At 45.2% G+C, this 15,381-nt stretch carries 15 protein-coding genes and 1 tRNA gene; 12 read left to right on the top strand and 4 right to left on the bottom strand.

Translation table 11 applies throughout. The features are described from left to right. The first annotated feature begins 13 nt into the window (after positions 1 to 13). From nqrF to ACT3QR_RS03940, 9 genes are all read left to right on the top strand, one after another. Entirely contained in the window at positions 14 to 1,249 is a 1,236-nt protein-coding gene (nqrF, locus tag ACT3QR_RS03980) for an NADH:ubiquinone reductase (Na(+)-transporting) subunit F (protein WP_102078341.1), read from the top strand. A gap of 176 nt (positions 1,250 to 1,425) precedes the next feature. Continuing rightward, complete coding sequence (locus tag ACT3QR_RS03975) at positions 1,426 to 2,226, top strand: SDR family NAD(P)-dependent oxidoreductase (RefSeq protein WP_444520088.1); 801 nt, start codon at positions 1,426 to 1,428, stop codon at positions 2,224 to 2,226. Positions 2,227 to 2,349: 123 nt separating this feature from the next. Then, positions 2,350 to 3,504, top strand: coding sequence for an FAD:protein FMN transferase (locus ACT3QR_RS03970; protein ID WP_444520087.1), 1,155 nt, complete (start codon positions 2,350 to 2,352; stop codon positions 3,502 to 3,504). Positions 3,505 to 3,704: 200 nt separating this feature from the next. Continuing rightward, complete coding sequence (gene nqrM / locus ACT3QR_RS03965; protein ID WP_057762175.1) at positions 3,705 to 3,950, top strand: (Na+)-NQR maturation NqrM; 246 nt, start codon at positions 3,705 to 3,707, stop codon at positions 3,948 to 3,950. 370 nt (positions 3,951 to 4,320) lie between these two features. Next, positions 4,321 to 5,553 (top strand): MFS transporter, encoded by a 1,233-nt coding sequence (locus ACT3QR_RS03960; RefSeq protein ID WP_444520086.1) that lies wholly within the window; start codon positions 4,321 to 4,323, stop codon positions 5,551 to 5,553. Between the two features lie 150 nt (positions 5,554 to 5,703). After that, positions 5,704 to 6,519, top strand: a complete 816-nt coding sequence (locus ACT3QR_RS03955; protein WP_444520085.1) for an arylesterase — start codon at positions 5,704 to 5,706, stop codon at positions 6,517 to 6,519. Next, positions 6,516 to 7,241 (top strand): ABC transporter ATP-binding protein, encoded by a 726-nt coding sequence (locus tag ACT3QR_RS03950; protein ID WP_444520084.1) that lies wholly within the window; start codon positions 6,516 to 6,518, stop codon positions 7,239 to 7,241. The genes ACT3QR_RS03955 and ACT3QR_RS03950 overlap by 4 nt, the downstream gene beginning before the upstream one ends. A gap of 34 nt (positions 7,242 to 7,275) precedes the next feature. Further along, the gene (locus ACT3QR_RS03945; protein WP_444520108.1) at positions 7,276 to 9,849 is read left to right on the top strand and encodes an ABC transporter permease; all 2,574 of its coding nucleotides are present in this window, start codon (positions 7,276 to 7,278) and stop codon (positions 9,847 to 9,849) included. Between the two features lie 127 nt (positions 9,850 to 9,976). Continuing rightward, positions 9,977 to 11,314, top strand: a complete 1,338-nt coding sequence (locus ACT3QR_RS03940; protein WP_444520083.1) for a valine--pyruvate transaminase — start codon at positions 9,977 to 9,979, stop codon at positions 11,312 to 11,314. 50 nt (positions 11,315 to 11,364) lie between these two features. On the opposite strand, the gene ACT3QR_RS03935 is transcribed toward ACT3QR_RS03940, so the two are convergent. The 3 genes from ACT3QR_RS03935 to hisB form a co-directional block, all read right to left on the bottom strand. Next, a complete protein-coding gene (locus ACT3QR_RS03935; protein WP_444520082.1) occupies positions 11,365 to 11,754 on the bottom strand; it encodes a hypothetical protein in 390 nt (129 codons plus the stop codon). A 99-nt stretch (positions 11,755 to 11,853) separates the two neighbouring features. Beyond that, complete coding sequence (gene hisH / locus ACT3QR_RS03930; protein ID WP_444520081.1) at positions 11,854 to 12,498, bottom strand: imidazole glycerol phosphate synthase subunit HisH; 645 nt, start codon at positions 12,496 to 12,498, stop codon at positions 11,854 to 11,856. Then, positions 12,498 to 13,163, bottom strand: a complete 666-nt coding sequence (gene hisB / locus ACT3QR_RS03925) for an imidazoleglycerol-phosphate dehydratase HisB (protein WP_444520080.1) — start codon at positions 13,161 to 13,163, stop codon at positions 12,498 to 12,500. The genes hisH and hisB overlap by 1 nt, the downstream gene beginning before the upstream one ends. Positions 13,164 to 13,553: 390 nt before the next feature. Here hisB and ACT3QR_RS03920 point away from each other — a divergent pair, with 390 nt between their 5' ends. Next, a complete protein-coding gene (locus ACT3QR_RS03920; RefSeq protein WP_444520079.1) occupies positions 13,554 to 13,976 on the top strand; it encodes a hypothetical protein in 423 nt (140 codons plus the stop codon). A 123-nt stretch (positions 13,977 to 14,099) separates the two neighbouring features. Continuing rightward, positions 14,100 to 14,175: transfer RNA gene (locus ACT3QR_RS03915), tRNA-Phe, on the top strand. A 110-nt stretch (positions 14,176 to 14,285) separates the two neighbouring features. Here ACT3QR_RS03915 and ACT3QR_RS03910 read toward each other — a convergent pair. After that, positions 14,286 to 14,636: a hypothetical protein gene (locus tag ACT3QR_RS03910; protein ID WP_444520078.1), complete on the bottom strand. Its 351-nt coding sequence runs from the start codon at positions 14,634 to 14,636 to the stop codon at positions 14,286 to 14,288. Positions 14,637 to 14,837: 201 nt separating this feature from the next. Here ACT3QR_RS03910 and ACT3QR_RS03905 point away from each other — a divergent pair, with 201 nt between their 5' ends. Then, positions 14,838 to 15,338, top strand: coding sequence for a DUF4385 domain-containing protein (locus tag ACT3QR_RS03905; RefSeq protein ID WP_444520077.1), 501 nt, complete (start codon positions 14,838 to 14,840; stop codon positions 15,336 to 15,338). Positions 15,339 to 15,381: the final 43 nt, after the last annotated feature.

The following is a 15,381-nucleotide window of genomic DNA, read 5'->3' as shown; positions in this document are numbered from 1 at the left end:
AAGGATACCTACCATGGATTACGCTACGGCGATTGGTGGCGTTGCTATGTTTACCTTGATCATCATGGGCCTTGTCGCTATTATTTTGGCGGCGCGCTCAAGACTGGTCAGTTCAGGCGATGTCACTATCCATATTAATGATAATCCCGATAATGATGTGGTGACACCAGCTGGCGGCAAACTACTACAAACGCTAGCGGGCGAAGGTATATTTTTATCTTCAGCTTGTGGTGGTGGTGGTACTTGTGCGCAGTGTCGTTGCCGCGTTATTGAAGGTGGTGGTTCTATTTTGCCCACCGAAGAAGGCTATTTTACTCAAGGGGAAATCCGCAATCACATGCGCTTAGCTTGTCAGGTAGCTGTTAAGCAAGACATGAAAATTGAGATTGATCCTGAGTTCTTTGATGTACAGAAATGGGAATGTGAAGTTATCTCTAACGATAACGTTGCCACTTTCATTAAAGAGCTGGTACTAAAAATTCCAGAAGGCGAAGAAGTAAACTTCCGCGCTGGTGGTTATGTACAGTTGGAAGCGCCACCGCATGAAGTGCATTACAAAGACTTTGTGGTTGATGAAGAGTATAGAGAAGATTGGGAAAAATTCGGTATCTTCAACTATGTCTCAAAAGTTGATGAGCCTGTTATCCGTGCTTACTCAATGGCTAACTATCCTGAAGAGAAAGGCCTTATCAAATTTAACATCCGTATCGCAAGTCCACCGCCACGTGGTCCTGACGGTATTCCACCAGGCAAAATGTCTTCATGGGTATTTAGCTTAGTACCTGGTGACAAAGTGACAGTTTCAGGTCCTTATGGTGAATTCTTTGCCAAGAAGACCGAAGCTGAAATGATCTTTGTTGGTGGTGGTGCTGGTATGGCTCCAATGCGCTCACATATCTTTGATCAGCTCAAACGCTTGAACACTGATCGTAAGATTAGCTTCTGGTATGGTGCTCGTTCTATTCGTGAGATGTTCTACGTTGAAGACTATGATCAGCTAGAAGAAGAGTTCGATAACTTTGAGTGGCATGTTGCACTGTCTGACCCATTACCAGAAGATAACTGGGAAGGTCCAACAGGCTTTATCCATAACGTATTGCTCGAAAACTATCTGAAAGATCATCCAAACCCAGAAGACTGTGAATACTACATGTGTGGGCCACCGATGATGAACGCTGCTGTAATCGACATGCTACACAGCATGGGCGTGGAAGACGAAAACATCATGCTTGATGATTTCGGTGGTTAAGTTAGATAATTAGTCTGACAGCACAAATCTAAGAATAAAAAAGAGAGTCTCAATTGAGGCTCTTTTTTTGTGCGATTTCTACACCTAGTCGTGGCTTTAAAGGCTACAAATCTAGCTAGTAGAATAGCTTTATTATCCTATATCATGGACTATCTAAACATTGAGAAAGGACTCTTATGAAAACGAAATACAAAGATCTGACCATTTGGATTACCGGTGCTTCTAGCGGTATCGGGCAAGCATTAGCCGTTGCCTTCGCCAAACGCGGGGCTAGAATTATTCTAAGTGGACGTGACAGTGATAAGTTAGAAGTGGTCAAGAATAGCTGCAAACGTACTAACAAGCACATTGTCGTTCCTTTTGATATCAGTGATGCCAACCAAACCAAAGAAGCTTATGCTGCTGCTAAAGCTCAGGCGGGAAAAATCGACTGGCTCATCAATAATGCTGGTATCAGTCAGCGTTCGCTCATCATGGACACGGCTGAAGAAGTTGAGCGTCAAATCATGGAAATAGATTATTTTGCTCAGACGCGTCTTACCAGACTTGCGTTGCCTGATATGATCGCACAAGGTGGCGGCAAAGTAGTAATGGTCTCGAGTGTAGCAGGCCTATTGGGTACACAATATCGCGGTGCTTATGGAGCAGCCAAAGCAGCGCTGCATATGTGGGCAAACAGCTTGCGTGCTGAGCTTTATGACCAAGGTATCGAAGTAGCCACGATATTCCCCGGGTTTATCCAGACTAATATCTCTATCAATGCGTTGACTGGCGACGGTAGCGCACAAGGTACGATGGATGAGGCAACCAATAATGGTCTGACTGCGACTGAGTTTGCCAAACAAGTCGTGAAGGCGCTCACCAAGGGAGAGGAATATATCATCGTCGCTGGTCGTAAAGAAAAACTGGCCACACGGGTCAACCGCGTCTCTCCGCCAAAACTCTATAAGCTCATACGTGAGTCACAAGTGAAGTAAACTACTCAACCGAACGAATTGTCGCTGAATGGTGCCTTCATTAGTATTTTTGGGTTCAAGGGGTGTAAAATAAGCGTGGCTTGTTTTACACCCTACTCATTTCTACGCCATACCGAAAATATTATGAAAAACACTATATACAGCTTATCTTCCAAAAAACCTCTGCACCTTACCTTAGTAGGCGTCGTCGGCCTTGTTAGTACTTTAGGTCTCAGCGCTTGCCAGCAAACCCCAGACTATAACTATCTGATTGGTGAGACGATGGGGACGAGCTATCACATTAGTTATCAGTTGCCTGATGATGCGGACGAAGCTGCCATACAAGCTGCGGTAGACGAGCGCCTAAAACAAATTAACGATAGCATGTCTACTTATCAAAACGACTCAACAATATCTACATTCAATCGTTTGGGCAAAGACAAACCTATCACTATCGATGCGGATTTTAGTCGTGTGCTAGATGTATCACAAATTGTCTATCAGCAATCAGGCGGTGCTTTTGACCCTACTGTTATGCCACTCGTAAACACATGGGGCTTTGGGAGTACCATGACGGTCGAGCGCCTACAAAGTCCACCGACTGCCGTTGAGATTGCGCAAGCAAAAGCATTGGTCGATTTTGAGAGCATCATAAAGAAAGACGACACCATCTATAAGACCAAAGACGGCGTTGGTTTAGATTTTTCTGCTGTTGCCAAAGGTTATGGCGTCGATGTCATCGCTGATGTGTTGAGAGATGATTATCAAATTCGTAATTATATGGTTGAGATCGGCGGTGAAATAGCCACTTCTGGTGTCAATAATCAGCAGCAACCATGGCAAATTGCGATTGACGCTCCTATTGAAGGTAGCACGGTCAGCGAACGTCAAACCATATCTGCTATTCGCCAACCAAAAAATACAGCTAGCCAAATGCATCTAGCGACCTCTGGTAACTATCGTAACTCCGTCATATTCGATGGCAAACGCTATAGCCATACTATCGACCCGACAACGGGCAACCCTATTGCAGGCGGCGCACCTTCAGTTACTGTCGCAGCTGACTCTGTTGCGTTAGCGGATGCGTGGGCAACCGCCCTTACCGCGATGCCTTATCACAAAGCACTAGACCTCGCTAAAACACAAAATCTAGCAGCCATGTTTGTGGTACTAGCTGACGATGTAAAAGCAAAGGGTTCTGACGATATGTCCAACGAAGCTGCTGACGATAACATTGACGATTGGCAAGTGGTACAGACACCAGCGATGAAAGCATTACGTGCTGATAAAAAGCTATAAACGTTCTCAAAACTCTAGATGGCACACTCTAGAAGTCACTGGTAAGTGATAGATGTGAAACAAGAGAATACGTTAACGCACAACGAGCCGCACTAAAATTTGCTATACTATTATACAGTTGTTATTAACGGTGTTTAGCTGTCATGAACTTAGACAGCACTACTAATAACTGCCCTATTTTTTAAAATGAGGTTTCCTCTATGCTTAGCCAACTGCTTCCTATGCTTGCCATTACTTTCACCGTATTTGTCCTATTCTTTATTTTTATGGGCGTCGGTTATATGGTCAAAAAAAAGCCGCTTAGAGGATCTTGTGGCGGTGTTGCCAAATTGATGGGCGACGAAAATTGCTCGTTCTGTGGTAATGATCCCAATAAGTGCGATTCATTGATTGCTGAACAGCAAGAGAATGCATTGAGAGCAGCTCAATTGGGTAAATCAGTTTAAAACCCCATCAGTTACCATATGCTGGTAGCATTTACCTAACATATGTTCTTATAATAGCGTCAAGTCATCTAAAAGTGACTTGGCGCTATTTTTGTTGTGCGATAAAACTTCCTATTATCGCAATCTCTTATTATCACTGCTCTAAAGCAGTAATTCGAAGTAACCACACCTACATTTTGACTAACCTGCCTATCAAATTATCAAAGTCAGTTCAGCAAATTGTATGTCTTACGCGCTACACATATTTTTCGGTCTGATTTACGATATGGTTTACCGTCTGGGTAAATACTCTCTGGTGTTATTTTATAAGCGGCTATTTTTTAGCGCTGATGAATAACGTGTTCTTTTCCGCTGTTATCGTTGTGCTGCTATGTCTACCTCGTCCAATCTATCTTCTATATCTGGTCTACCCTCGTCACGCTTTACCTTTTGGTTGGTGCTGTGTGCCATGGTTCTGCTAGCCATCAATATGCGTGCGCCTATTGTCGCGCTAGGTTCTATTGCCCCAGTGGTCAAAGACGCGCTTGATATCTCTGAGTTTCAGATAGGTTGGTTAGGGGCTATTCCTATGCTGAGCTTTGCCATTGGAGCTTTGATTTCACCAGCAATTGGTAAGCGATTCGGGCTAGAGAATACGCTGATTGCCATGATTGGACTGTTGACGCTAGGGATGATTATTCGTACTGCTATCCCGACATGGGGTGGGTTTCTCATTGGTACCTTGTTGCTTACCCTCGCTATCGGCTTCGCTAATACTTTGGCAGCGCCTGTTATCAAACAGCGTACCCCGCAACATATTCCGCTGATTACTGGTCTGTTAAGTCTCACGATGACCATAGCAGCAGGTATTGTCGCAGGTGTGGTACTCCCGTTATCTGAACAGGTAGGTTGGCAGTGGGCGCTGGGTGGTTGGACGATTTTAAGTATTTTTGCCTTCGTAATTTGGCTATTCTTGCGTGTGCGTTTGGGTTCATCTAACCATCAAGCAGTTATCCCTGCAGCATTAGGCGCTTCTGAAATCTCTATGTGGCGAACCACCTTTGCATGGCAGATAGCTATTTTTATGGGATTACAGTCTTTGCTGTTTTACACCATCGCCAGTTTTTTACCGTCAATTTGGGTTAGTAAAGGGCTATCGGCTGTCAGTGCAGGACAAATGAATGCCGTGTTCCAGTTTATGGCGCCTATTTCTATTTTAAGCCTAACGTGGCTTGTCAATCGCGGTCGTCCTATTCAAGCGTTGGCAGTGTTTGCCGCTGTGCTAAATGTCATTGGCGTATTGGGCGTCAGTTACCTCTCAACTGACTTAGCGTGGCTATGGTCGGGTATGATGGGCATGGGCTGTGCGGCAATTTTTACTCTATGTATGATGTTGTTCTCTATGCGCACCTATACGACTAATCAAGCAAGTGAGCTGTCAGGTATGGCTCAAGCAGTCGGTTATGTCATTGCGTTTTTTGGACCGTTAGGTACAGGCTGGCTGCATGAAATGACAGATAGCTGGAGTATGCCGCTTTTTATCATGCTGATACTGATGATTGCCAACGTAGTGATTGCTTGGCTTGTTAGTCGTCCAGTGATGGTCGATGGCAAAACTATTTGAGTTGAAGCAATCTTTTGCTACCAGCCTTGGTTGTCTATAAGACTATGATTGCTAAAGCGCAATAAAGCGGTCTTAAATTAACCTTAGGGCAATATTGGTCGCTGTCTTATTTTGCTACACTGGCTTGATTGCATATAGGACACAACACTCATGATAGAATTTCCTACTCATTTTGCTCAGCGCTTGCCTGCTATTGCCATACTTGCAGTTGTCATAGCGATCAGTGGCTGCCAAAAGGAAGCTGAAACGACAGCTGCTAATGATACGCAGAGTACCAATACTGAAACGACCAACAGCCAAACCAGCACTGCGCCAGTAGCAACTGAACAACAGATCAATTCGCCGCTGACGATATTAGCGCTTGGTGACTCACTGACTGAAGGACTGGGAGTCGATAGTGACGCCAACTATCCTGCGCAGTTAGAAGCCAGCCTAAAAGAGCTCGGCTATACCAATGCCAAGGTCATCAACTCAGGCTTGAGTGGTGAAACCAGTACTGGCCTAGTCAATCGACTGGATTGGGTAGCACAGACCGAACCTGATATTACTATCTTGACGATTGGTGCCAATGATGCCATGCGTGGCCTAGATGTAGCGACCATTGAAGAGAACATCCGTACTGCGGTTAAGCGTTTGCAAGACAATGGCAGTGAGGTAATCCTGGGCGGCATGTCGATCTATGACAATCTAGGTAATGACTATGTTTCTGCGTTTTCAGACATCTACCCTCGTGTAGCAGAGGATATGAATGTGCCTCTTATTCCTTTCTTTTTAGAAGGTGTCGGCGGTGATCCTGACCTTAATCAAGCAGATGCCATTCACCCCACCAAAGATGGTTATACGATTATCGTGAATGACAATATCCTACCTATCTTAAAGCCTGAGCTTAAAAAGCTGCAAGCCAGCAATACCGCTGATGCAACAGCGTCAACAACTACTAACGCGCCAACTGAGACCACGCAATGACCTCATCACGTTTAGCTGATACAGCGCCGCCTAGCACAACAGAAAAAGCCTTATTGACCGCCACGCATTTAAACAAAACCGTGCAAGTCGGTGAACAAATACTATCCATTATTAAAGACGTGAACGTTTATATCAATGCAGGCGAGTTTGTAGTCATCATGGGTAAGTCTGGCTCTGGTAAATCGACCTTATTAGGACTATTAGCAGCATTAGATTACCCAGACAGTGGCACTGTCGAGCTGGCAGGTCAAATTCTCAGTAGCCTTGATGAAGACGCACTAGCAGCTATCCGTCAGCGTGACATGGGCTTTGTGTTTCAGTCATTTCACCTACTGCCAACCTTGACGGTAGCTGAAAATATTGCCTTTCCGCTGGATATCGCACGGCAGCCAAACCCTGCACGAGTCGATGAGTTAATCGAAGCCGTTGGCCTCGGTCACAGACGAGGCAGTTTACCCAACCAATTATCTGGCGGTGAGCAGCAACGTACTGCTGTCGCTCGCGCATTGGTGTCGCATCCCAAAATCGTATTCGCTGATGAGCCTACAGGCAACTTGGATGAGCAAAACGCCGATCAAGTGATGCAGCTATTGTTAGATTTACGACAAAAAGTTGGCTCGGCACTGGTGGTCGTGACCCACGACCCTGCACTGGCTGACATGGCAGACCGCGTCATTACGATGCATGATGGCATCATAGATGGATCAGCTGCTAATGGATAAGCCTTCTATAGATACCAATGGTAGCACCGACGCTATGACGCAAGACAAAAGTAGCAATCCTTTCAGCGCTCGTACGTTAGGCGCACAGGCTTTGTCTCGTAGTTGGTGGCGACGCTGGGTATACCCACTGCTGTTTTTGCTCACATTGATGCTATCGCTAGCCACTTATCTGACCTTGGACTCTATCCAACAGTCAGTAAACACCTATGTCAACGACAACCAGCTGGCGCTCGTCGGTGGTGACTTAATACTAGAGAGTAAGCAAGACTGGCCTGAGGAAGTCTTGGCGCAAGTCCAGACGTTGCCTGATAGCCAAACGGTCTATGATTATCAGTTCAATGCCATGCTAGTCGCAGCCGACCAGACGCTATTGGCACGTATCAAAGGCGTGAGCGATGCTTATCCTCTATATGGCAACGTCGAGCTGGCGTCAGGCAAGCCATTATCCGAGCAACTGAGTACCGATAGCGTGGTCGTCGCGCCGGAAGTACTGAGAAGTCTAAACGTCGATATCGGTGACAGTATCAATATTGGTGAGGGAAAATTCACCATTAGTGATGAGTTGATTAGAGAACCAGATCGCCCGCTGACCGCCTTTGGTTTCGGTGGTCGCGTCATGATGCAGCAAGATGCATTAGAATCGACCAACCTCATGGGGCAGCGCAGCCGAGTCAGTTACCAAATCGAGATGGCAGGTACGCCTGAAGCGATCGCCACTCAGCGTGAACAACTGACTCAGATGCTGGTCAATTATCCTGAGATTGAGCTGTCTGACTCTACCTCAGAGGAGACATCTGTCTCACGCATCTCTGACAATGTATTAATGTTCTTAAAATTGCTAGTCATTGCTGTTCTCTTATTGTCTGCGGTTGCCATGTATGGGGTGATTACTGCGTTTGTGTCCAAGCAGCAATCCAACGATGCCATACGCATGGCGCTGGGCGAGACCAATCGTTCGATTAAGCGTAGCTATTATTGGCTGCTATTAATCATGGCGGCCTTGGCCTGCGTCGCTGCCGTGTCGCTGAGCCTTATACTGCTCAAAATTGGTCAACCGTATCTAACGGCCATACTGCCAGCAGATCTGGGACTGGCTATCAATCCGATTAGTATCTTCAAAACTATCGTCATCGCCCTTGTCATGACGCTACTGATTACCCAGCGTAGTCTACGCGTACTTGATGGTACAAAGCCTGCGGTATTGCTAAATCAAGCGTCTGATCAATCATCAAAACGCCTGTCTTGGCAGCAGCGGATACCATTCTTACGCTATGGATTATTACTCATCGGACTCTACGCCTTCCTTGCTTACGAGGTGAACTCTCTAACGTTAGGGGTACAGATACTGGTTGGGTTGATTATATTCATTGCGGTATTTTGGGCATTGGCACGTGGTTGGCTCAAGCTGCTAGCGCGCATCGCCACTGGCAAAAAAATCAGCTGGATGCAGCGCATTGCGATTCATAATCTGGCGCGCAAAGGCAATCAATCAGCGCTATTCTTTGTGACACTATCATTATCCGTTGCGGTATTGACCCTTATCACGTCGATCAATCACAGTATCAATGAGCAGTTTATCAATGCCTATCCTGAAGACGCGCCAAATCTGTTTTTATTAGATGTGCAGACCGAACAGCACGATAAGATCGACAGTATTATCAAAGAACCTGTCACTTATTATCCAGTGATTCGCGCACGTATCGGTACGGCTAATGGCGTGGAGCCCAAAGATATTGACGCGCCAGAAGGCGAAGACGACCCTACTCGGGTGTTCAATTTGAGTTATGCTGATACCATCATGGATACAGAGTTCATTACTGAGTCGCTGACTGACGATGCGCTGTATACCCCGATTGAAAATCAAGATCCTAGCGCCTCTGCCCTTGAGCAAGTGCAGCCGTTATCTATTTTGGATACGGCCGCCGAGATGCTAAACGTTGGTATGGGCGATCAGATCAGCTTTAATATTCAAGGGATTGAGCTGACTGGAGAGATTACCAGTATTCGCTCGCGTTTCGAGCGTGGCCCGAGTCCGTTTTTCTACTTCTTGTTTGAGCCTGATATCCTCGCCAATGCACCACAGATTCAGTTTGCGACGGCGCATGTCTCTGCTGATGATATTCCTGAGTTGCAAGGTGAGCTGGTACGCGAGTTTCCCGCTGTGACCAGTATTGACGGTACGATTATCGCGGAGCAGGTCCAAGGGTTGGTCGCGCAGATGAGCCGCTTGGTATATATCTTTACTTTGCTTGCCTTGCTGACTGGCATCATGGTGCTCATCAGCTCGCTACTCTCTACGTCACAAGATCGTATGAAAGAGAGTGCCTCGTTTAGACTACTCGGTATGCAAAAGCGTGACTTGTATATGCTCAATATCTTAGAGCTGGGTGTGCTTGGGATTAGTGCGGCGACATTTGCGGTGATTATCGCCACTGGTGGTGCTTGGCTGGCGGTTACTCAGTGGTTTAATCTGCGCTTTAGTGTGCCGTGGGTAAACTTAGGACTTGGCGGTATTGCGTTAGTGGCTCTGCTATTTGCCATTGCAATTATTTATGTGAGATTGGTGATTGGTCGTGGGATTATGGCGCGGGTACGGGCGATGGTTTAGCAATAGTTTATTTTACGATTCCAGCTCGTTTAAAACTGACTATTTGCTATACTAACGTCCATATTGCCATTAGGGGTATGCATGCTTATACCTCGTTAACAACCTCTTATAAAGATACGGTAGTCTTATGAAATTCTCAAAGTTCGGTCAAAAATTTACCCAGCCCACTGGCATCTCACAATTGATGGACGATCTAGGCGATGCGCTAAAAAGCGATCAGCCTGTCAACATGCTGGGCGGTGGTAACCCTGCCAAAATTGATGCCGTTAATGAGCTGTTTCTGGAGACTTATAAGGCGCTTGGTAATGACAATGACGCAGGCGTGCCCAATAGTAGCGCGATTATCAGCATGGCGAACTACTCTAACCCGCAAGGGGACGCTGCCTTTATCGATACTTTGGTTGGCTTCTTTAACCGTCATTATGATTGGAGTCTGACAGCAGAAAACATCGCCCTGACCAATGGCTCACAGAATGCGTTTTTCTATCTGTTTAATCTGTTTGGCGGTGCTTTCGCTGATGAAAACAGCAAAGATAACGCAAACCAGTCTATCGACAAATCTATCCTGCTGCCATTGACCCCTGAGTATATCGGCTATAGCGACGTGCATGTCGAAGGTCAGCATTTCACAGCTGTATTGCCACATATCGATGAAGTGACTCATGACGGCGAGGACGGCTTCTTTAAATATCGTGTGGACTTTGACGCATTAGAGAACTTGCCAGCGCTACAGGAAGGTCATGTCGGCGCGATTTGCTGCTCACGCCCAACCAACCCAACTGGCAACGTGTTGACCGATGACGAAATGGCGCATCTGGCCGAGATTGCCAAACGCTATGACATACCACTTATCATCGATAATGCCTATGGCATGCCCTTCCCTAACATCATCTACTCTGATGTCAATCTAACATGGGACGACAATACGATTCTATGCTTTAGCCTATCTAAGATTGGCCTGCCTGGTATGCGTACGGGGATTATCGTGGCGGCTCCTGAAGTCATCGCTGCCGTTAGCTCGATGAATGCCGTGGTCAATCTAGCGCCGACGCGTTTTGGTGCCGCGATTGCCACGCCATTAGTAGAAAATGACCGTATCAAGCAATTGTCAGATGACGATATCAAGCCGTTTTATCAACAGCAGGCGAGCCTAGCTGTGAAGCTGTTAAAAGAAGCATTGGGGGATTACCCACTGATGATTCATAAGCCTGAAGGCGCAATATTCTTATGGTTGTGGTTTAAAGACTTGCCGATTAGCACCCTTGAGCTATACGAGATTTTAAAAGAAAAAGGTACACTCATCGTACCAAGTCAGTATTTCTTCCCTGGTGTCGATGTCAGTGATTATCAGCACGCGCATGAGTGTATTCGTATGAGTATTGCAGCTGATGAGCAGACGCTAACTGATGGCATTAAAGTGATCGGTGAAGTAGTACGTGAGTTGTATGATGAAGCCAAAAAATAAGATTGGCTGCTAAAATAATAAACTCAAATAGCAAAACAAAAAAACGGACTTTAATAGTCCGTTTTTTTGTGGCGTTTGGTTAATGAAGTCGATTTGTTGGTTGGTCGAAATATGGTCGTCCATTTATTTAAGCCATACAGCACATAAGACAGCATACAGGTATTGATCAAATCACGGATACTCGCGAGTATCTGGTCACCGCTTAATCCTGCCAAGCCAAGCGATTCAATCGTCTCTCGATTGTCTAGATATTCACCCAACAGCGCGATACAAGTCACAGCGATTAAAGCGATAAATGACCGAATACCTTGGCTTTTGATGATAGGTCGCAGCAGCACTAAACACAGCAAATACACACCGACACCGACATAGATATGTAAGGCATCTTTCGCCAGCCCTGTCGCTTCGATAATACTCATTTTAAAGGCGGTAAAATCCACGATATATTCCAAATATAAGCGAGCATAAAAAAGGCAGATTATACAATTGATAATCTACCTTTTACTACATTAAATAGCCACTTCACGTTTATCAACTGCTTACACATTCCAATCTACAAAGTTCTTGAGCAGCTGTAAGCCAGCAGTGTGGCTCTTCTCTGGATGGAACTGGGTGGCAAATAGATTGTCTTGAATCACACTGGCACAGAACGGTTGACCATAATCACATACCGCCGCCACTTGTGAGCGATCGGTAGGCTCACAGTAATAACTGTGTACAAAATAGAAGTGGGCATTGTCTTCGATACCATCCCAGAGTGGATGGTCAAAATCCATACCGCTAATAGTATTCCAGCCCATATGCGGTACTTTTATCGTCGCACCTTGCTTGTCTTTCCACGTAGGGTCAAACGCTTCTACCGTGCCGTTTAAGATACCCAAACAGTCCGTGCCGCCATTTTCAGCTGACTGCTCAAACAACGCCTGCATGCCTACACAGATGGCCATAACGGGCTTGTTAAACACTGCATGGCGTATGACCTCATCAATGCCTGCCTCGTGCATACCAACGATACAATCACGCATGGCACCCACACCAGGAAAGACAATCTTGTCTGCCGCCGCGACGACTTTTGGATCATTGGTGATAGAGACTTCTGCTCCGACTACCGATAGGGCTTTGCTAGCAGAGTGCAGGTTGCCCATACCATAATCTAATAGTGCTACTTTAGTGACTTTAGCCATTAAAAAGCCTCTTTAGTCGATGGCAAGGTGTTTAGCGCACGCTCATCATACTCACAAGCCATACGTAACGCACGAGCAAAGGCTTTAAAGGTTGATTCGATTTGGTGATGGCTGTTTTTGCCTTTGAGGTTATCCAAATGCACCGTCATCCATGAGTGGTTGACGAACCCATAGAAAAATTCGCTAAATAGATCAACATCGAAATTACCCACATGCGAGCGAGTAAAAGGAATCTCCATATGCAGACCTGGACGGCCTGATAGATCGACAACCGCACGGCTAAGCGACTCATCTAGCGGCGCATAAAAGTGCCCATAACGACGGATACCTTTTTTGTCGCCCAGTGCCTTGTTGAATGCTTGCCCAAGCGTAATACCAGTGTCTTCCACACTATGGTGATCATCAATAAAGGTGTCACCATTACATTTAATCTCTAAGTCAAACAAACCGTGACGCTTGATTTGATCAATCATATGATCCAAAAATGGTACGCCAGTATCGACTACACCTTTACCCGTACCATCTAAATTGACGGTACAAGAAATTTGCGTTTCGGCTGTATTACGCTCAACGGTCGCGATACGTTCAGGGCGACCATATAGATTTACGTTTTTTGACTCATTTTGCTCAGGTGTGGCAGCAGTCGTCGTTGCATTGGCTGTCATGGCTACTCTCTATCAGTTTTTTATCAGTGAAAAACGGTCAACAAATAAGGCAAAATATGCCCAAAATGTTTTACTAGTGTCTGGATCCGCCCCTAGCAAAAATATATTCGAAAATGATATATACAAAAGATATCAACATATTAGGGTGTATATACATTACATATTATATAGCCTCATCATAGCAAACCCTAACATTTACTGCCACGACCAAGCAGTAAACCACGCACAAAATCACGTCATTCTGCTAAAATAGTGTGTTCAGTATTATCAATCATAACTCGCACTGACTTTAAAGACCTTCACTTGCTGTACTACACGCTATGACACCGTGCTGTGTCATGTCATACTGCTATTTTATATGATAAAAACCATCTGTTTATAGGAACTGCTATGCCTTTAGAAGCGATCGCCATTAATAGTTTGGATGCGCCACTTATCAAAAAACCTGCTCGCGACAATGAACTGTCAGAGCGCTTACAGGCGTTATACGATAGCGATGATGCGCAGCCTGATGGTCTAGAAGTACTAGATATCGTTAAGCAAGGGTTTAAACGTGGACAGTATCTCTATGTCGGTATGTTCAATGACAAGCCTATCGCTGCGGTCGCCTGTTTTGATGATGGGCAAACCAATGCTAAGCGTCTGCAATATCTCACCGTGCATCCAGAGAATCGTAAACGCGCCATCGATGCCAAGTTTATTAAATTGGTCTATGATTGCGAAGTTAAAAAAGGTGTACGTGAATTTGTCCCTGCGGACGCTGATATCCACCGCATCATGAGTGAGTACGAACTATTACGTGTAAAGGACTAAATCGAGTGCTAAAACGGTTAATTTTGCCAATATCTGATTATTTATCGTCTTTTATTAGATATTATGCAAAAACAGCTTGACAGAAGCGCGTATATTTAGTTTAATAGCGACCTCAACGAAGACGGCTCGATAGCTCAGTAGGTAGAGCAACGGATTGAAAATCCGTGTGTCGGCAGTTCGATCCTGCCTCGAGCCACCATTCGTTAATAGAATTTTAAAAGCCCTGAACAGCAATGTTCGGGGCTTTTTTTATGAGCAAGTTTTATTGTATTCTTTAGCGTTCATTCTATCCATGCACTTCTCTTAGTCCTATATCCGACCACGCAAGAGTAAATCACAGCGCTCACGCGAATCCAAGTCATAGATAGTCGCGCGGTAATCAATACCATGACGCCCTTCAAAAAATATCACTCGATCACCCACTGCTAAAAAACAAGACGTGCGCGCATCGTAGATAAAGCCATCTATCACAAATGCCAAATCACGATCTATCTCGCGTACCGTATAAGTTTCACCTTGTGGGACTAAACGTTCAAACCACGCGCTATGAGCAGTCGTATTGGCTAGTACGCTTATTGTTAGCAACAGCCATACTGCCGATATATTGCTAGGTAATACAAAACGGTTCGGCTTCGTGACACTTATCTTATTTCTGAACATAACATTTCTCGTAGCGCTCATCATATCAATAGCTTTCATACGTCTCAAAGCTAACTTTATCATAACCATTTTCACTTATCGCTTTTGATGCTAAATACCTACTGTCACGGTTGTATAACATTTCTATCCTGTTTTCTAAACAGCTTGGCTCAGTATACTCAATAACCATATGTGAGTAGATAAAAACAATAGGTCATGGATATGAGAGAGTTTGATTACGACTTGGATTATAAACATTTAGATTTGCGCGCTCAGCCTGAGTTGTACCGTGTCGGTCGCGGTGAGCAAGGCGTATTACTGGTAGAGCCTTATAAGTCTGAGATTTTACCCCATTGGCGTTTTGCGACTCCTGATATCGCCACAGAGAGCAGCGAGGCTATCTATCAAATGTTTTTAGATTACTTGGCTGACAATGACTTCGTTGGTGCAGATATGGCGCGCAAGTTTATTCAAATGGGCTATACCCGGGCTCGTCGCTATGCCAATCATAAAGGCGGCAAAAAATACAAAGGCGCGGTACCTGATGATAAAAAAGGTCAAAGCGGTGCACATGGTCGCGAAGAGTTGCCACGACAAGAGGAAGACCCAGTCAAAGCAGAATCTGCACGAATTTTTAAAGTTAAATGGGACGAGTGCCGAGAGAACGAAGATTATCTAAGAATGAAAAAAGAGCATCGTGAACGCTACAAAGATGTCGAATAATTGCTAGTACTCAGAACACTAAGCACAACAGATAACTAAATTG

Origin of the sequence: Psychrobacter sp. AOP7-B1-25, from assembly GCF_052376195.1 — a bacterium.
Lineage (GTDB): Bacteria > Pseudomonadota > Gammaproteobacteria > Pseudomonadales > Moraxellaceae > Psychrobacter.
Note: the sequence above shows the minus strand (reverse complement) of the source record. Positions and strands in the feature narration are given on the sequence as shown.